The organism is Phosphitispora sp. TUW77 (assembly GCF_048453025.1).
In the GTDB taxonomy this organism is placed as follows: domain Bacteria; phylum Bacillota; class Thermincolia; order Thermincolales; family UBA2595; genus Phosphitispora.
In genome coordinates, this window is record NZ_CP156677.1 from 1,676,143 (window position 1) to 1,695,838 (window position 19,696).

Sequence of the window (19,696 nt, forward strand, 5' to 3'; positions counted from 1 at the left end):
AGTCATCCTCCTTTATACTTTCTTGTCTGCCAACGCCATACCGGCCAGCAATGGTGCTACCGCAAATATAATCATGGAAGCTGCAGCCACGATGCCGGAATCATTGAATATAAGGGCAAAAAAGCTTGCAGTTAATACAGGAATGAGCATGTTGTAAAACCATGGATACTGTTTTCTAAAGCCTTCAAATTCGCCCGGCAACCTTTTCCTTAAGAATAATATTGCCAAAACACTGCTAAAGAAAAACCAGCTCCAGGTAGTATACTTTATCAGTCTCAGGTTCACAGACATTTTTCGGATAATAATATTCGTAACCTCCGAAAAACCGATATTTTTTATGAGGCCAATGGTCCGCCCAATATGTGTTTGTGCCTCCATATCTCTGGTTAAATCATAGATTGTAAAACAACTCATACTAACAATAACCGCTATCGATACTGCCAAAGCAGTTTTTTTGTTTATCCCGGCTCCTGATAAAATCATCCCGGCAGTACTCATGCCTGCAACAGCAGCAATTGTGCCTCCGGCATTAGTTCCGAATTCAGGAGCTGCAATAGCAAATACTACAGTCATATAAAAGAGGACGATTAGAATCTTAACCCATTTGGAATGCCTGGAATATTTTTGTTTTACAGTATCCAGAAACAGTCCGCTAAATACCAGAGCTGCCCCTATCAATACACCCATATACTCATTCCCTATTCCATAAAACCTTGCACCAGCCATCGCGTCGTAACTCATAGGGGAAGTTCGGCCCAGCGGGGTCCCGGCAAAAAGATCAACAGTAATCATCAGGACTGTTATCCCTGCAGTGGCAGCAAAAGGCATAAGTGAACCTGCCGAAAAAAGTTTTATTGCCAGAAACGTAAACATGGCAGTCAGGACAGCAACTTCGATTATCAACAACTGCATCCCGTACCGAGGCAGGAAATTTACCCACAACAATACCCCAGGAACTGCAGTGAGTGCCACCAAAAGGGGAACTATCCGCCTGGCAATAGATTTCCTCAGCATAACAGCCAATGAGCAAGCAATAATCAATAACAGCTCTATGTTAAGATAACCTCTAACCAACGGCTTCCGCGCCTTTGCAGCAAACACCAAGTCTTCATTAAGCCGGCTGACCCCGGCTAGAACATCCTCATTCGTTATCCCCGGTCCGGTGGCTTCCCGGCTGACAATATCCTGACCACCAAGCCAAAATTCCGAACCGTTATCATTTTCAAACTCACATAAGAGGCCAAAAAAACCAATCACAGTTGATGCTACATCGACATTGGCAATCAGGCCCGGTCTTTTCACTGTGCCTGACCAGACTAGTCCCTGGGTAACACCTTTGCCGGTCATTATAAAAGGGGTTACCAGGTTTCCGGCCTTAATTGCTTCCTCCGAAGGTCCAGGAACTACTATTAACAGCATATCTTTTTCCAGATTAATTTGTTCAAGGAGGCGGCCCAGAAAACCATCCACCCGTTCCAAAGCATCATACCTGTGTTCCAGCATTACTTTATTATCAAAGATCGACGCTTTTTCATCAACCCTTGAGGTATCACCTGTTTCGATTACTATAAAGTCTGCCTCACCGGCAAGATTGACAAATTCATTTAAAATATGTGTGAAATCGGTTCGAACACCCGCAGGGCTTCTGGGGGCATACTTATATGTCTTATCTGTAACATCACCAAGGTCTGTTATCCCATTAAGGTCCATGGAAATACTTACTACCTGCCGCCGCAACCCTTTTTGAGGGTTTCCACGGTCGGGCAGGTCAGCATTTCCTAATACAGCTGTTTTCATCCCATTTTTATGTAATATTGTCCCAATGGTGCCAATTCTCCAATCGTATTTCTGCCTCTCATTAGCTTTCTGCATTTCAGCAATCCCCAGATGAACCACCTGACTGTTACCCACTCGGATTCCGGTCCGCCTAAAAAAAGCATATCCCGCATTATCATTCTCCACTGTTTCTGCTAAATTAAATCCCATATCCCCTGACAACCCGCCAAGTATCTTTGTCCCTGCACCAATGGTGGCATAGGTGTTTACGGGTTCTCTGGATCCGCCAGGCGCTGGATTTGTAGTCATTAATCCACACGCTCCGGTTAAAGCCATTTTTTTCATTATAGGGGCATCTGCATTCATAATATCTTCCCAGGTGATGCGGTCAATTATTAGCATAATTGCTCTGCCATTCCTGTCCCGCTCACTCTGCGGCAACCCAAAGGCCGGGGCGGTCATAGCCGGATAGATTGATAAAAGCATAGCTGCAATAATTATTAATATGTAAAGTCGCATCTTATGAAACATGCTGGTCCCCCTTGCCACCGTTTCAGTGCACAACTGATTTAGAGTCTTTGTTTAACAATTCAGAAATGGTCACAAACCTATAGCCTTGCATCTGCAGGTTTTCAATGAGGATTGGCAAAGCTTTGACTGTCAGGGTTCTATCCAAACGACTGTCATGCAGCAAAATTATTCCACCGGGCCTGATCTGTTCTGCCACTCTTAAGGCCATCTGCTCAGGGTCTTTTGTCATCTTAGTCTCAATAACTGAAGTCCATAATACCGTATCCATACCCTGGCACTTAACTTCCTTTTTAACCTTCATGTCATATTTGCAGCGCGGCGGACGAAACCAGTTTACATGTTGCCCTGTATATTTATGTATTATTCCATTGGTTCTTGTTATTTCCTCAATGACAGCATCACTGTCAAGGGAATCCATGTTTCGGTGAGTATAAGAATGGTTTGCTATTTCGTGACCGGCATCATACTCCATTTTAAGTATTTCAGGGTATTTCTCAACCTGTTCCCCTACCACAAAAAAAGTAGCCTTTATCTGATAATCATTTAATATCCTGACAATCTCCGGTGAAAACGTAGGATCCGGACCGTCATCAAAAGTCAGGGCTACAATCTTTTCATCAGTAATTCCCTTATAAATAACAGGGATATTTGAGTAATAAATAAGATTTAAGAAAAAACAAGATACTGCCAATGCAGCTAAAAGAAATGGTCCCGAATAATGTATTTCGTACTTTGTCATTTAATTATTGCCCCACTTTTGTCTTGAATTATTATGTCTTTATTCGACAATAATTTCTTTTCCCCTCCCAACAAAAACAACAAGGGCCATTTCCTGGCCCTTTTCTTAACCTAAAGCTCCGGGGGATATAATTATAACCCCAGTACTCCCCAAATATCAATATCAACCTGACCGGTTACCTCAAACCCCCGGTCTTTTTGAAGTTGTTTCAGGGCAGCTTCCGTGCCCCCTCCAAATATACCATCAACCGGTCCTTTAAGATACCCTTCTCTAATAAGCCCTTTTTGTACCTCCATGACCACACTGCCTTTATGCCCGCGGTGGACTTTATCCCTGTATTCATATTGAGCCGGGTATATCTTGCCGTCTATTCTAACAACCGTACCAAGTTCCACCCATTCATACAGTTCCTCCACATCACGATTCAGCATTCGGATACATCCGTGACTGGCCCGTGACCCAATTGACCATGGCTTGTTGGTACCGTGAATACCGTATATCCCCCAGGGTACATTTAAACCCATCCACCTGCTCCCAAAACCGGTGCCCCAGTTTTTGGCCTTGCGTTTTATCTGCCAGATACCTACAGGTGTTGGGGTTTCATTTTTGCCCACAGCAACATGATATACCTTAAATTCTTTCTTATCATCATATACGGTAAGGGTCTGCTTATCAACACTGATTAATAGTTCAACACTGCCTTTAGGCACTTCCTTTATTCCAGCATTTGCATAAACATTTTCAGGCTGCCCAAGGATAACAAAAACAAAAATAAGCCCTAAGAGATAATTTTTAAACAACTTCTCATCTCCTTGTATAATCTCGCTTATATTCTTTGTCTTTGCTTATATGTGTATACGCAAAAAAATTATTTTCCATTACCAATATTCCCATTGGCATGGTCATATAAGTAAACATCAGCCCTGTTGCGATAAGGCCTGTATCGTTAAACAGAAAAGCAACAATACCGCCATACAGAATGATTTCAAAAGCACAAAAAAGCAGCGGATACCGTTCTTTTAGTTGACAGGTAATGCCAGCCTTTTTTATATTTACAAGATAATAAATATAAAACTGCATTACAAATAAGGCATTCCATGGTGGCAGGGCAAGCGTTATAGCAAACAATTTAAGTTTAGCAAACAGCACTTCCAGGAACTTTGACCCAAAATTCTGAGAAATCAACGCTCCCATTACTTTTCCGGCATGGGTCTGACCACCGGTCAAATAATCCAGGTATGCTATAAATAGCTCCAGAAGAAATACTATGATAACAACTAAAAAAAGCCTTCTTTTTTTTACCGGTTCATTGAAAAGAAAAACCAGCAAAGCGATAATTGCAGTACTGATTGCAGCAATAGTCCCCCCGACATTGGAGCCGTTACCCGGAAGTTGAGATAGAATTATAGGGATAAAAGCAGAAAAAATCAATAACAGCCCAAGATGCTTGCCGGCCTTTAATTTTCTTAATATATAAAATAGGGCAAAAACAGATGACCCCAACAAAATGCCCATACAATCATTATTTATTCCGTAGTAACGACCACCCAAAAAAACATTGTCAAAACCAAGAGGAGAATCAATAACATACTGATAACCGGTCAACAAGTCGGTAACCAGAAAAACCGCAGCTGCCAGGCTAAGGGCTGCCATTCCTGCAAGAGTTCGCTTTTTATTCTTGGAAAAAATAATGCCAAAAGCTAAAGTTATAAGTATTGTAAGCACTGCATCGATATAGTACCTTACGGCAATAATGTCTTTAATAAACGCATAAACCACAAAACTCACAATAGGAATTGCCAGAACCATAACGGCTGCTGCACGTCCCACTCTTGGCCTTAGCAATACCTTCTTGCCGGCAAGCGGCAAAAATAGTGCCGACAGTGCAAAAATCAGCAAAAACGTATACAGGCCGTGAACCACATAGCGAGACCGGTTTAAATGTATATATCTTGACAAGTTGCCGGAAACAGTGACCAAGTTCTCACTGTCGGCCAAAACAGAAATTTTTTCTCCCAGAAATTCATGAGAAGGTCCTCCAGGCGCTAACCTGTCAAAAAGTGTCGGTAATACATCAATATTAGCCACTAATCCTGTCCGTTTCGTGGTAGCTGAGACAAGCACTCCGGGTATAAGGTTTTTGTCATATATTATAATAGGTGTAAGTGTGCTGTTACCCTTTTCAGTTTCATCATCAGACGGTGACGGGCTGATAACGGCAATAACGGTGCTGTCATCCATTTCCCGGAGGAACCGTCCCAGGAATGTATCAGCATTTCTTGTTGCCCTATATTTGGCTTCCCGAAGTTCGCTTCCTTTTAGGCCAAGCCTTTGCTGGGCCTCATATACCCTTGCAGTATCCCCAAAATCTATGAACAGGAGGTCACATGCTTCAAGCGCTGTAACCGCATCTGCCAACAACCTGTCTATATTTGTCCGATGGCCCCAAGGAGCCTTTTCATCCTTTATTAACAAATCCTCATCAAGATTGCCACAGGTTATCGTTCCCTTATTGTCCATAGCCAACAGGGTTGATTCCCGCATCTCCCTATCAGTATCCGCATTGCCGACGATCCCTGTTTTAAAGCCGTACTGCCTGGCTGTTTCCCCAATTTGTCCCAAAACATAATTGGGGTAAGCCCTGGAAACAATTTCGTTCAGGTCAGCAGTCTTTTTCACTGTTACTTCATATAACGGCCCTGCCGGTTTTCCGTTTGCCGCATTAATACCTTTTTTTTCAAGATATGTGCGCACACCCATACCAATGGATAAATAAGCACTTATCCGGTTTCGGCTCGTATATGACTGTACCCTTGCATTCATTAGTCCCAATCCGCCTGCATTGATTATTTTCCCGAAATTTGGGAGGTCCCTTTGTGACAGGTCTTGAAGTGAAACATTATCTACAATAAGAACGACAGCCTTTTTCTTGTTTGTATCAGCACCTGCTGCAGGAAAACTGCCGGAAGTCAATATAATCAAAACCGTTATACAAAACAGCAGCACACTAATACTTTTGTTAAATAATATTTTTCTGGACATGCATGTCTCCCTCTTTGCCTATCATCATATTCAAAAGCCTATTTACAATTTTAGCACTTTATAGCCGGTTTAGGCAAGAATTCCTCTCTGCTCAAAAAAAAACCCGACCAGGCGGTCGGGAATTAAAGAAAATCAACACTTATGTTGCTTTTTATTTCTTCAGCCATATTATGAAGCATTTCATATGTCAATTTCCACTTTTCCATTACTTTATTATCAAGCATAATGCTGTTGTTTCCAGTTTCACTGTATCCGGCCATTACAGCCAATATACTGCCCAAGTATACAATTTGGACCAAATCAATATTTTCACACTGAGTCAGAGGGCTATGGTGCAAACCTATTGAATCAACCAACGACGGAGGAAGGTTCCACTTTTCAGCTACAAGTTTACCAATCTCCGTATGTGTTAAGTTTAACACTTCTTTTTCAGCCTGATAGAGTGAACATTGTTTCATTGATGCAAATTTAAATGCCTTAGCATACTCATCTGGCAAAAAGAAATTAAACACTATTTTCCCGATATCATGAAGCAATCCGGCAATAAAGGCCTGCTCAGTTTCAACAACCCCCATTTTATGGGCCAGTAATTTACTGGATACTGCACAAGCATAAGAATGCCGCCATATTTTTTCCGGATTGACAGCCCTCTTGCCCTTTAACGTGCTCAGGGTCTTATGTACAGATGCACCCAACACAAGTGTCCTAAGTGTTTTCATGCCAAGCAAGGTAACTGCCTCAGAAACGGTGGCTACCCTCCTGTGCAGACCATAATATGCTGAATTAACAAGTTTCAGCACTTTCGAGGCCAATACCTGATCCTGGCAGATTATCCTGCTGACATCAGCAGAATTTGCTCTGGGATCTTCAGTTAACCGGACAAGTTCGTGGGTAACCTGTGGCAATGAAGGTAAATCACCAAGTTTCATGAACATTTTACTCAAGGTAAGTTGGTCCATCTATATCCTCCCGCAATAATCCAATCAGATTTTATTTATTAACAGGTTAAAAGCTTGTTTAATTACATTTATTCTATCAAAACAAGCATTCTCCTTCGACATTATTCGATATTTTTCAACTCCGAAAAGAAAAAGCCTGCTTAACACTTCTTAAGAGGCTTTTCGATATTTATCTTGTCATTTTATTGTAAGGCATTCTTTTGCATTTGGAAGGAGGTTCTTTGGAACTATCTTACCCTGAAGGTATAGCTGGTACCTGGAACACTTATCAAAATTCTTATTACAATACATTTTTTTAATAATTTTCTTTAATATAAGCAATATGTCATCTGTTTCCAAGAGAAAACACAAGTTTGCATGTGGGCATTTATACATAATAAAGCCCTCCTTTCTAGGTATTCTCTTATCCACAAACTCTCCTGCGATTATAGAATATTAGTTTTTGGTTCTTTTGCCACTTTTCGACATTACTACCTTTATTTCCTCCTACATCGCCTAAAATGCGGTTTTTTTGGTTTGAAATGCCAGAATTAAGGGTTGAAATATAATTTATTGATTTTTTGAGGGAACATCTGCTAGGATAAACATACTATAATCTGCTCCGGCATCTCCACCGGAACCATAGGTTATGTTAATATTCTGGAAAATAATGCGCAGCTTACAATTGCTGCCTTCAACATCCAAAGTCAGTTCTTCAGAATCCAATGCATCCTTAGGCCGGTTACTGATTCCGGTAATCGAAACAGCGAAGTCATATAAACCGGTGGATACCATTTTTTCACCCGCTGCATTTTGAAGTGATACCTGAGCTTCCTGTGATGATATGGGTTCCAACACAATTTGGTATGGGACACCACGCACCTCAAATTTATAAGTCATATTTTCTCTGGGTTCCATCCCTCTATAGATGCCGGCCTGGAGCAGTATATCATATCCTTCGATACTCAGGGGTTTCTGCATATCCAGGTTAGCATAAAAGTTGTTTATGTCGCTCCACATATATTTATACGCAGGCTCAAAACCTATAGTTTTCTGCATGTCCCGGTTCGTCTGAAAATCATCCGGAAGCCAGACAACCTCCTCTAGATAATTGCGTCTTTCCAAATAATTCAGGATGCTCGTGGTCTCCAGCCGCAATGTCATCTCTGCATTGGTCTTGGGACTAATCTTTCCGTCTGCTAATATGCCCTCTGCCTGCAGCATATTTTCCAGCCTGGCTATCTGACTGCTGCGTGATACGTTAAAAGCATCGACCGGCGGGATAACTGAGAATATAGCAAATCCTGCTGCCAGGAGGGCAATAAGACCATTTTTGTTTACCGGCTTAAATGATAAGATTATACCGATCACAATGGAAAAGATACCGAACAAGGCAACATAGTAACGGGATTCGGTGACACCATAAGCATTCAGTCGTATATACACCGAAATCAACTGCATTACTACAACGGGTATCAGTAACTTTGGAAATATGCGCTGATAAAAGAATGCAAAGCGGTTTTCCAACCGGCTGGCCAGAATATAGATTATAAGTCCAATAGCGGAATAAGCCAAAATCATTGGGCCAAGATGACCGGATGGCCACTTTGTGTTTAAGATTTTAACAAAGTACGCCAGCAGGACCAGCGAATATGCGGCAATCAATGGAACAGCTATATAGGAAACCAGTATATCCAGAAAACGAGGATAATGACTCGCCTCTTGAGCATAATTCTGTTCCAATTCAGTTTGTGAATTAAAACGCGGCAGGAGTGATAAATAATATGTCGTTGAGAACATAATCCAGACAATGGCCATCATATAGCTGTAAGAATCACTGTTAACCCTAAAAAGAAGGGTATCGACAGCCCCAATAATCGACGCTAAACCAGCTGCAAGCACTCCAGAATAGAGAATCGAAGTGAATGCTGATTTAAAGTGAATCAGACCCACACTGTTAAAATCAAATTTCCCCTGGAATGATGGCAACCAAATGAAAAGACAAAACATAGAGAATACTGCCACTGATGTTCGAGCGCCTACCCCATAATCTATGGCCGGTGCAGGCAAAATAATCCAATAATAGCCCAAAGTTAACAGAGCCGATAATAAATAAGCCCCCAAGCGCAGCCTGCCAAGGAGTTGAAAACGTTCACAGGCAAACTGGGCGGTGACTCCCAGGAAGGAACCCAACAAAAATACGAACATCAGTTTCTGGATAATTAAATCAGGGGTTTTATGCAGAGAAATCATGTAACATGTCAAGACAGTGGCGCAAATCAAGCAGAATACGGTAAACGGGAAACGCAAAACTGCTTTGGATAGTCCCTGAACCAGCTTAACGATTGCTTTAAACAAAGAATTCACTTAAATTCCCACCCTTCATTTTATATGTTACAGTTTAACTATATCTTAACTTTTCTCTAATTGCTATCAAAAAATTGAGGTCATCTAAAACCCAGCTATTCAGCTAGATACTATTCGCTTAAACAAAAAATTGTGGAAATTTTTGTTGTGGTTATAATTATTGCTTGCTATACCATTCAGAACGGAGTTCTCTTTTAAGAAATTTTAACAGACTAAAGACATTAACATCATCATTCATAAATTCAATTCCTGCTTTGGCTCCATTAGTGGAAGTTCTACACCATACTACCCGCCCTGCAAACCTTAAATCGGGCGTCTTATCAGAAGGTGGCAACGCAAATTCTATAATGCTGTTTTCCTCAAATAAGCCGCAATAAGTATTATTGTCAAATTGAACACAGGCACCAGAAACACTTAAGTTGGTTGTAAAAGCATCAACCTGCATTGATATTAAATCTAATGATTTACATTGACATTGCCTGTTTACATCTACACGGAGAAAACGCCTGTTTTCTTCACAAATTGAATTCATTTTCATCATCCTCCAGAAATCATTGCATCATTTGTATGTTCCATATTTTTCCGCCTCCTCCTTCTTTTGGGAGAGAAATTAATTGGCCTTAAAGCAAAATAATTTAACCGGTTGGCTGCTATCCTCTCATAGAAACACAAAAACCCAGTCATCTGACTGGGTAATTTGTTATTCCGCAATATTTACTCTATCATGGTCGGAGCGACATGATTCGAACATGCGGCCTCTACCACCCCAAGGTAGCGCTCTACCAAACTGAGCTACGCCCCGACACAATAAGTATTATATACTAATAGCATTTGTTTTGCAAGGAACATCATATGGCAAAACCCCTAAAGTTTTTTCTATGTAACAATTTATTTTTTATACTACATTTTGAAGGAAATTGATGCATAATAGCGAACATTAAATATTGCGAATATTTCGTTAATTTATCAGGGAGATGACTGTCTTGGAGTATTTTGATTTTGACTACCTAGAGTTCCGCCTTTATATAAAGACATTTTCTTTTATTATTGCCCTGCTGCTGACTAAGATGACCCTTATAGAATGGCGCAGATTTAAAAATTCAATGTACAAATACCTTACCCTTGGCTTTGGCACTATGATCCTGCAAATTTCGTTTGTCATTATCACCATTATTTATTCCTTATTCTCAGACACCTCTTACTATAATTCAATAACTCCTGTGGTCGATCATGCTTTGCGTACTCTTAGCTACATATTTGTCGCAGCATCATTTGTAACCCAAAAACCCGTTCACCGCTCAAAATTTGTGCTTGCAAACCTGGCAATATTAATATTCTTTACCCCTGTTATGGGAATCTTATGGACTCATAACAGCACAGTAACTCAACCTCCTTTTATGGGCCCGGTTGAAGAAACATTTTTTGAACTTTGGAATACCATTTTACTTATTTTTACTGTCAGGGTAATCTCACTCTCCGACGTCTACATCAAACAGGGTCTGATTATTTCAACATCTGTTTTGGTAGCTAAACAGATTCTTCATTTTATCAATATATATTGGCTTCATGACCGGCTGGCGCTTTCCCTGGCTGCCGAGCCTGCTCTTTTAATATTATATTTTTATTTAATAATTTCAACAATTCACAAAGAGATAATCGGGAATATTACTCAAGCTGATAAGGAAAAAGTCCTCGTAAAAGAAAAAGCATACCAGGATATCATCAGGGCCCTTATTACTTCTCTTGAAGCTAAAGATAAATATACCAGAGGCCACTCCGACAGAGTGACCGAATACGCGATGATAATTGGAAAGAAGCTTGGGCTAACTGCCGAAGAGTTAACCAAACTATACTGTGGTGCTATTCTTCATGACATTGGGAAAATCGGCATTGATGAAGGTATCCTTAACAACCCGATGTCGTTGGGAGATGATGAAATTACCCGCATAAAAAAGCACCCCGAAATTGGAGCGCAAATTATATCATCAATTGACTCTCTTTCTGATATTGCACCAGCCGTACTATACCATCACGAACGTTTTGACGGTACCGGGTACCCTTTAGGCCTTAAAAATAATGAAATCCCACTTCATGCCAGGATTATTGCTATATCTGATGCTTTTGACGCCATGTCATCAACTAGGTCATACCGTGACCAGGTATCTAAGGAAACAGCAATAAAGGAAATAATCTCAGGTGCAGGCACCCAGTTTGACCCCGACCTGGTTATGCTGCTTGCAGAAGCATTGGGCTTCTCCATCGGCAATAATAAAACCGTTTCCCAAGTTCTTATTTCATAACTTCAAGGGCCACAGCACCCACAGGGTTAGGCTCCAATTCCATTACTTTAGCCTTAATGCCGCTCTGCAAAAAAGCATCTTTCATCACAGAAGCAATCACATCTATGTTGTGGTCACAAAAAGCGATTAGTGTCGGCCCCGCCCCGCTTAATGTTATTCCCCGAGCCCCTGCAAGCTTCGCTGCTGCAAAGACCCTTTTCATGCCCGGCACCAGATTAGCCCTGTACGGCTGGTGTATCCTGTCATCCATTGCCATCCCCAAAAGGCTGAAGTCCTGCTTCATCAAGGCAGCAACCAGCAAAGCCGTTCTACTGATATTATAAACGGCATCCGTAAGAGATACAGACTGTGGCAGCACCTCACGGGCAAGTTTAGTCGACAAAATAAAATCCGGAATGGCTACAACACATTTTAGTTTTGCCGGCGGCTCAATTTTAGAATACTTCACTTCCCCATCGGCCTGTGCTGAAACAACTATCCCCCCGACCAATGCAGGAACCACATTATCAGGATGTCCTTCAATTTCTGCTGCCAGATTAATTAACTCTTTCTCTCCAAGTCGGTTTCCAGTTAGAATATTTGCAGCCACCAGGCCCCCTACTATTGCTGAAGCGCTGCTGCCCAATCCCCTGGATACCGGAATATTGTTAATTATTTTTATCCTTAAGCCTTTAGGTTCATACCCAGTTAACTTAAATATCCTTACGGCTGCAACATAAACAATATTTCCGGAATCACGAGGTATTTTTTCGGCACCGTCTCCCTCGACATCTATCTGCAGCCCCGCACTGGTTTCTTCCATTTCTATAAAGTTAAATAGTTTTAATGCCATTCCCAGGGTATCAAACCCCGGACCCATATTAGCCGTAGTAGCCGGTATCTGAACTCTAATCATTTTTATCCTCCAAAATATCTACTGCTTATTCGCCTTCAACTCTGATGACATTTCTTATCTCTTCGACTATAGACAAGCCTCCGATAATTTTCAAAGCATCCTGAATGTTTTTCTCCAAAACATAATGGGTAACCCAAACAATTTCTGCCAGATTGCCTATATTCCGCTTTTGAATCACAGAATCCAGGCTAACTTCCTGATTACCAAACACACTGGCAATAGCCGCTAATACACCAGGTCTGTCCAGGACCTTCATTCGTACATAGAATTTCGCCTTCGTATCCCCAATATCCCTGATAACTTTATTATCATAACAAGAACAAGCAATACGCCCCTTAACGTTCATGACTATATTTCGGGCAGCATCTATTACATCTCCGACAACCGCAGATGCGGTAGGCAGTTCACCGGCTCCACGTCCATAAAACATAACATCCCCGACAGCATCTCCCTGAATAAAAATAGCATTAAAAACATCATTTACCGATGCCAAGGGATGCTTCTGTGGAATAAATGCCGGATGAACCCTGACTTCAATTTCACCATCAATCTCTTTCCCTATAGCCAACAGCTTAACGGCATAGTTCAGTTCCTTAGCATACATAATATCCCTTGCTGTAATTTTTGAAATCCCTTCACAGTAAACATCCTTAAAAGAAACCCTGGTATTGAAAGCTATAGATGACAGGATAGCCAATTTGCGGGCAGAGTCATAACCCTCTACATCAGAGGTGGGGTCTGCCTCAGCATATCCCTTCTCTTGGGCTTCTGCCAATACATCTGCATAATTGCTGCCCTCCTGACTCATTTTAGTTAACATATAATTAGTAGTCCCATTCACTATTCCGTAAATGGTCTTAATTTGGTTGCCTGACAGGCCTTCCTTCAAAGGATGTATTATCGGAATACCACCGGCAACACTGGCCTCAAACAGCAGGTCCACCTGATTTTTTGCAGCAGCGCCTAATATTTCCTCACCATCCTGGGCCAGCAGGTCCTTATTTGCTGTAACTACACTCTTCCCGGCATTTATTGCCCTAAGGATAAGTTCTTTGGAAATGGTAGTTCCCCCAATTACCTCAACTACAATATCAATATCTTTATCATTAATAATGTCATCCGCGTTTTTAGTAAGAACTGATTCAGGAACACCGGCCTTTTGGGCTTTCTCAAAATCAAGTTCCAGGACCTTTTTAACCTTTATATCAATACCAACCCTTTTACGGATAATATCCCGGTTATTGTCTAAAACTTTCCATACCCCGCCGCCAACAGTTCCGCATCCCAATAAAGCTGCTTGAATGCACTTATCACTCATTTTTTAACCCTCCTTTTAGTTGTCAATACTAACTCTGTCCAATTAATTCAACTTTTTTTACACCCTTAATAAGGCCAACAGATTGTAAAAGATTCCCCACAGGTACCATCATCCCTGCTGTATCAATCGATACTGTAGCATTGGCAAGCCCCTGTAAAGGAATACCCTGATTAATTGTCAGGATATTACCCTGTTCAGCCGCTATTGTATTCAAAATAGTAGACAGAACTCCAGACTTATGTTCCAAGAGAAGAGATACAGTAACAATCCTGTTATGTACAGCCCGATGAAAAGGAAAGACACCATCACGATATTTATAAAAAGCACTTTTTGACATACCGACCTTCTTAACTGCAGTATTCACTGTTCCAGCTTCGCCACGGGCCAGTATTTCTTTAACTGTTGCAGTCTTTTTAATTGCTTCAGGCAAAATATCTTCAGCAACTATATAGTATTGCCTTGACTCTTCTCTAACCATTTTGCGCTATTGTCTCCTCCACGTGGAACATGATCCGTCATGAGCGGACTTTTCATTAAGTATACCATTTGTATAAATAATTATCAAGCCATTCCTCTATTTTATCTGCACAAAAAAAGAGCGGATATCCGCCCTTATTGTTCACCTTACGTCGAGAATCATTCCTGATTGAACCCGAGGGTCAAGGGCATCCCTTAAACCATTGCCCCAGAAATAAAATGCCATTATCGAAAGACTTATAAAAAACGCAGGGAAAAATAACTGCCAGGGATATAGGCCCATTGTACCGATACCTTCACTGACAAGAGTCCCTAAGCTGGCTTGTGGAATACTTACTCCCAGGCCGAGAAAACTCAGAAATGCCTCAGCGAAAATCGCTTCAGGTATTACAAATATCATAGTAACCATAACAGGTCCAACAATGTTGGGGATAATATGCCGAAAAAGTACCCGCCCAGCACCGGCACCGATTGATCTAGCAGCCAGGACAAATTCTCTTTCTTTCAGGCTGAGGACTTGGGCTCTAACAATTCTCGCCATATTCATCCACCCTGTAATACCTAAAACCACAAAAACAGTAATCATTCCGGGTTCTATTACAACCATCAGCAGAATTACGTATAAAATAAAAGGCACAGAAGAAAAAATATCCACAAAGCGCATCATAGCATCATCAATCCTGCCCCCGGCATAACCTGCGCAGCCTCCGTATATAATACCAATAAAACCGCTAATAATGCAGACAAAAACACCCACTGCCAGGGAAATTCTGGCCCCATAGCAAACCCTTGTAAACAGGTCCCTGCCAAGACTGTCCGTGCCAAACCAATGATCCCTGTCCGGCCCCAAGTTGGTGCTTTCCAGGTCCTGTTCCGCATAAGAATATCCACTGACAGCCGGCCCTGCCAAGGCCATGATTACCAGCAGTCCTATTACCAGCATCCCCAACTGTGCCGGTTTGTTTCTCTTTAAACTGAACCAGGCGGCATAGTTCATCTGTTCAACCTCGCTGAGCCGGTCAGGCTTATCCTAGGATCTATCAGCACAAACACTATATCAATAATAAAATTTATACCCAGGAGGATTGCACTGTAGAATAAGGTTACCCCCATGACTACAGTATAGTCCCTGTTTATTATACCGGTAACAAAATGGTCTCCTAAGCCGGGGATTGCAAAAACCTTTTCAATAACAAAACTCCCTGTCAATATACCGGCTGTCAATGGCCCAAGGTAGGCAACAACAGGTATTAAGGCATTTTTAAGCCCATGACGGTATATAACAGCCCTTTGGGAAAATCCTTTAGCCACTGCAGTCCTAATATAGTCCTGACGAAGGACATCCAGCATGCTGGAACGCATAAGAACAGCTATAAACGCCATCGGTCCGGCGGCTAAGGCCAGGGTTGGAAGCACAAGGTGTTTAGCGGTCCCCCACATGGCAGGTGGAAACCAACCCAATTTTAGTGAAAATACATAAATTAGAAGCGGGGCCATGACAAACCCGGGAATGGAATAGTTCAGCACCGCCAGACTTACTGCCAGGAAATCCTGCCATCTGTTGTGGTTTATTGCAGCAAATATTCCCAAGGTACATCCGACCGTAACTGCAATAAAAATAGCTGCCATTCCCAATATGGCGGATATCGGGAATCCTTGTAATATTAGTTCATTTACAGTCCTGTCCGGATATTTGAAAGATGGCCCCAAATCCCCGTGTAACAGGTTCCCCATATAATCCGTATACTGCTTCCAAAGCGGCTGATCCAGATGGTACTTGGCGTTGAGATTTTTTATAATCTCAGGGGGAAGCTTCTTTTCAGAAGCAAAAGGACCGCCAGGCACAGCGTGCATCAAAAAAAACACCAGTGATGCAATTAATAAAAGACCCAGCAGGCTGTTTACCAGCCTGCTCATAATATATCCAGCCAAGGTCTCACCCTATTCTACATATGCATTTTTAAAATCAGCATAAGTCCCAAATGGCAGAACAATAATACCTTTAATATTTTCCCTGATAAGATTGTCATTCACATAAAAATATAGCGGCATAACTGGCATTTCAGCCATCAGAATATCTTCTGCATCATGCATTGCCTTCATCCTAAGGGAATTATTGCCGGTTCCTTTTGCCTCAGCAATCAGGCTGTCATAATCCAAATTAGACCAACCAGATAAGTTGTTACCTCCATCAGACACCAAAACATCCATAAATGTCATAGGGTCAAGGTAATCCGGGCCCCATCCTGACCTGGAAATATCATAGTTCATTGCAGCCTGGTCCGCTATATAAACCTGCCATTCCTTTGGAGCAAGTACGATATCTATACCCAGATTCCGTCGCCACATTTCCTGAATGGCCTCAGCAGTCTTCCGGTGTTTTAAATTATTGTTGAATTGCAGTGTAAGCTGCGGAAACCCTTGTCCTCCCGGATAGCCGGCCTCTGCCAAGAGCTTGCGGGCAGCTTCCGCATCTTCCGTAAAATACCGGTTCCCGCTTTTCTCCCTAAAATCACTTGTTGGCGGTTCATCTTTAAAACCAAAGGGTACCCATGCATAAGCAGGTTCTTCTCCGGCCTGGGTCACGTGTTCAACTATAGCAGCCCTATCAATAGACATCGCCAAGGCCCTTCTTACGGTTGGGTTGTCCAGTGGTGCCCGCTTAGTATTAAACCAATAAAGTTCGGTCGAAATGTCCGGCAGAACACAGTAATCAGGGTCATTTTTTTTCAGCGCGATTTCCTGTGCCGGTATCCGTTCCAGAAAATCCAGTCTGCCGGTCTTATACATAGCATATGCGGTATTATCATCTTCAATAAGATACATCTCCAGTTTATCCAATTTTACATTTTGTGCATCCCAGTAGTTGGGGTTTTTAACCAGTGTAATTTTCTGCTTGTGTTCCCATGTTTGCAATAAAAAAGGTCCATTTCCCACATAATTTTGTGGTGAAGTATACCAATCAGGATTTGCTGTAATAGTCTGGCTGTTTAATGGCAACAATGTCCAGAAAGCAGTCAGCCCAAGAAACTGACTGGCCGGAGCTTTTAGAGTAACTTCAAGAGTATGGGAATCTTTAGCCTTTATGGCAACATCTTCAGCTGTTCCCCTGCCGCCGTTGTATTCCTCTGCCCCTTTTATGTAAAAAAGCTGACCTGCGTAATCAGAAGCTGTATCAGGACTTAAAACCCGCAGCCAGCTAAACCTAAAGTCTTCTGCAGTTACCGGGGCACCGTTTGACCATTTTGCCTCACGAAGCTTAAATGTATATACCAGACCGTCTTCAGAAATGTGCCACTCCGCAGCCATGGCTGGCTGTGGTATGTTTTTATCATCGTACCTTACAAGGCCCTCAAAGAGTGCATTGGCAATAGTACCTTCAACTACACCGGTCATTTTGGCCGGATCGAGAGTCTCAGGTTCAGCGCCCAGATTATAACGGATCACTTGGTCTGCTGCGGTACCGGCTGTTTGTTTTTGAGCCACACCACAACCACTTAACAGTATCAACAAAAGAATCAGGCTTAATGCTGCTAACTTTCTGTAACTCACCGGATATCTCGCCTCCTCTGGAAAAATAACACATAATTTGTTTTTTACTTCGACATTTATCGCTAGATTCCTCCTAAATATTCCAAGGCGGCCCTGAATTCATATAAATAACAAACCCGTTTTAACCGACACTGACATAAAAACATGTCAGAGACTCCGTTAAAACGGGTCAAAATGCTTTTAGCATTACATTTGCAGCAGACTAAATAATTATACAGATTAAGCCGCCACTGCCATCATTAACAATCCTCTGCAGTGTTTCCTGAAGTTTAGCCTGGGCATTTTCCGGCATTTGATACAGCTTTGTTTGTATGCCTTCCCTTACCAGGTCATGAAGGGATTTTCCAAATATGTTAGACTCCCAAATCTTTTGCGGGTTTTCCTCAAATTCATTAAGCATATAACGGACAAGTTCCTCACACTGCTTTTCGGTACCTATTATAGGAGTCAGTTCAGTATTAATATCGGCTCTGATAATATGCAGCGACGGGGCACTTGCCTTAAGCCTTACACCAAATTTATTGCCCTGACGAATCAGTTCAGGCTCTTCCAGGTCCATTTCATCAAGCCGCGGGGTAACCACACCATATCCCTTTTCCTTTACTTCATTCAGAGCTGAAGCAATCTTATCATACTCTTTCTTTGCTATGCTGAGTTCTTTCATCAAACGCAGCAAGGTATGTTCACCTTCAATTTCAAAGCCGGAAACCTCATGGATAACCTGATAAAACATGCCCTCTTTAACATCCATATCAATAGTGGCAATTCCTGTACCCATATTCATTTCATTTAGAATTGCCATCCCTACAAACTCAAAACTCCCCAATTCCTCAACGGCATAGTCTATATCCCTCAAGCGGCGGACTCCCTTTACAGTATCATGCACAGCTTCCTCAAATTTTTCTCTGAGCCAATGTTTCTCTTCCAATTCCTCGATCCACTTGGGGAGTGTTATATTAACTTCATTGACTGGGAATTCATAAAGAATTTCTTCCAGAATTTCCAAAATATCTTCCTGTGTCATTTCGGCCACATCCATACTGAGCACAGGCACATTATATTTTTCCATCAGCGACTCAGCCAGTTCCTGAGTCTCGGGCGCCTTAGGCTTGATAGAATTCAATACCACTACGAATGGTTTATCCAGCTCTTTAAGTTCCGCGACTACTCGTTCCTCGGCAGGGATATAATTCTCTCTTGGAATTTCAGTTATACTTCCATCAGTAGTAATTACCAACCCGATTGTTGAATGGTCGGCAATAACTTTCCGGGTACCAATTTCCGCAGCTTCCTGAAAAGAAATCTCCTCATCAAACCATGGTGTTCTTACCATTCTTGGGCCCTCATTTTCCTCGTAGCCCAAAGCTCCTTCCACAGAATAACCAACACAGTCGACAACCCGCATTTTCACCTTCAAATTACTGCCAACGGTTATCTCCACAGCTTCCTGAGGAATAAATTTCGGTTCTGTTGTCATTATCGTTCGCCCAGCACCGCTTTGAGGCAGCTCATCCCTGGCCCTCTCCCTGTCATGCACATTCTTAATATTATTGATAACCAACAAGTCCATAAACCGTTTAATAAAAGTTGATTTTCCTGTCCTCACCGGGCCTACAACACCCAAATAAATGTCTCCTCCGGTTCTTTCAGCTATGTCCCGAAAGATGTCCAGCTTTTCCAACTACACACACTCCTTTCTTGCACATTCTATTGAAGTGTTAATGTTTTCCCCCTGGCCATCCCTCCTTCGCAAACACTTAA

At 41.9% G+C, this 19,696-nt stretch carries 16 protein-coding genes and 1 tRNA gene; 1 reads left to right on the plus strand and 16 read right to left on the minus strand.

What is annotated here, in order from left to right:
* Nucleotides 1-12: 12 nt before the first annotated feature.
* From ABFY19_RS07975 to ABFY19_RS08015, 9 genes are all read right to left on the minus strand, one after another.
* A complete protein-coding gene (locus tag ABFY19_RS07975) occupies nt 13-2,307 on the minus strand; it encodes a hypothetical protein (protein ID WP_418790124.1) in 2,295 nt (764 codons plus the stop codon).
* 22 nt (nt 2,308-2,329) lie between these two features.
* Nucleotides 2,330-3,046, minus strand: a complete 717-nt coding sequence (locus ABFY19_RS07980) for a polysaccharide deacetylase family protein (RefSeq protein WP_418790125.1) — start codon at nt 3,044-3,046, stop codon at nt 2,330-2,332.
* Between the two features lie 131 nt (nt 3,047-3,177).
* On the minus strand, nt 3,178-3,846 hold the full coding sequence (locus ABFY19_RS07985) for a L,D-transpeptidase family protein (RefSeq protein ID WP_418790126.1): 669 nt from the start codon (nt 3,844-3,846) through the stop codon (nt 3,178-3,180).
* A 4-nt stretch (nt 3,847-3,850) separates the two neighbouring features.
* Nucleotides 3,851-6,088 (minus strand): hypothetical protein, encoded by a 2,238-nt coding sequence (locus ABFY19_RS07990; protein ID WP_418790127.1) that lies wholly within the window; start codon nt 6,086-6,088, stop codon nt 3,851-3,853.
* Between the two features lie 122 nt (nt 6,089-6,210).
* A complete protein-coding gene (locus ABFY19_RS07995) occupies nt 6,211-7,047 on the minus strand; it encodes an HDOD domain-containing protein (RefSeq protein WP_418790128.1) in 837 nt (278 codons plus the stop codon).
* A 177-nt stretch (nt 7,048-7,224) separates the two neighbouring features.
* Nucleotides 7,225-7,458: a hypothetical protein gene (locus ABFY19_RS08000; protein WP_418790129.1), complete on the minus strand. Its 234-nt coding sequence runs from the start codon at nt 7,456-7,458 to the stop codon at nt 7,225-7,227.
* A 138-nt stretch (nt 7,459-7,596) separates the two neighbouring features.
* Entirely contained in the window at nt 7,597-9,393 is a 1,797-nt protein-coding gene (locus ABFY19_RS08005) for a DUF4153 domain-containing protein (RefSeq protein ID WP_418790130.1), read from the minus strand.
* 157 nt (nt 9,394-9,550) lie between these two features.
* Nucleotides 9,551-9,925 carry a PilZ domain-containing protein gene (locus ABFY19_RS08010; protein WP_418790131.1) on the minus strand — a complete coding sequence of 125 codons (375 nt, stop codon included), beginning with the start codon at nt 9,923-9,925 and terminating at the stop codon, nt 9,551-9,553.
* 193 nt (nt 9,926-10,118) lie between these two features.
* Nucleotides 10,119-10,195 (minus strand) — tRNA-Pro (locus ABFY19_RS08015).
* 181 nt (nt 10,196-10,376) lie between these two features.
* Here ABFY19_RS08015 and ABFY19_RS08020 point away from each other — a divergent pair.
* On the plus strand, nt 10,377-11,693 hold the full coding sequence (locus ABFY19_RS08020) for an HD-GYP domain-containing protein (protein ID WP_418790132.1): 1,317 nt from the start codon (nt 10,377-10,379) through the stop codon (nt 11,691-11,693).
* Here the strand turns inward: ABFY19_RS08020 and thrB are convergent.
* The 7 genes from thrB to spoIVA form a co-directional block, all read right to left on the minus strand.
* The gene (thrB, locus tag ABFY19_RS08025; RefSeq protein WP_418790133.1) at nt 11,683-12,588 is read right to left on the minus strand and encodes a homoserine kinase; all 906 of its coding nucleotides are present in this window, start codon (nt 12,586-12,588) and stop codon (nt 11,683-11,685) included. The two genes, ABFY19_RS08020 and thrB, sit on opposite strands and share 11 nt — an antisense overlap.
* 25 nt (nt 12,589-12,613) lie before the next feature.
* Nucleotides 12,614-13,906: a homoserine dehydrogenase gene (locus ABFY19_RS08030; protein ID WP_418790134.1), complete on the minus strand. Its 1,293-nt coding sequence runs from the start codon at nt 13,904-13,906 to the stop codon at nt 12,614-12,616.
* Between the two features lie 28 nt (nt 13,907-13,934).
* Entirely contained in the window at nt 13,935-14,384 is a 450-nt protein-coding gene (locus ABFY19_RS08035; protein ID WP_418790135.1) for an ACT domain-containing protein, read from the minus strand.
* Between the two features lie 141 nt (nt 14,385-14,525).
* The gene (locus ABFY19_RS08040) at nt 14,526-15,380 is read right to left on the minus strand and encodes an ABC transporter permease (protein WP_418790136.1); all 855 of its coding nucleotides are present in this window, start codon (nt 15,378-15,380) and stop codon (nt 14,526-14,528) included.
* On the minus strand, nt 15,377-16,300 hold the full coding sequence (locus ABFY19_RS08045) for an ABC transporter permease (protein WP_418790137.1): 924 nt from the start codon (nt 16,298-16,300) through the stop codon (nt 15,377-15,379). Before ABFY19_RS08045 ends, ABFY19_RS08040 begins: the two co-directional genes overlap by 4 nt.
* 24 nt (nt 16,301-16,324) lie before the next feature.
* A complete protein-coding gene (locus tag ABFY19_RS08050; RefSeq protein WP_418790138.1) occupies nt 16,325-17,935 on the minus strand; it encodes a peptide ABC transporter substrate-binding protein in 1,611 nt (536 codons plus the stop codon).
* 202 nt (nt 17,936-18,137) lie between these two features.
* On the minus strand, nt 18,138-19,616 hold the full coding sequence (spoIVA, locus tag ABFY19_RS08055) for a stage IV sporulation protein A (protein ID WP_418790139.1): 1,479 nt from the start codon (nt 19,614-19,616) through the stop codon (nt 18,138-18,140).
* Between the last annotated feature and the right edge of the window lie 80 nt (nt 19,617-19,696).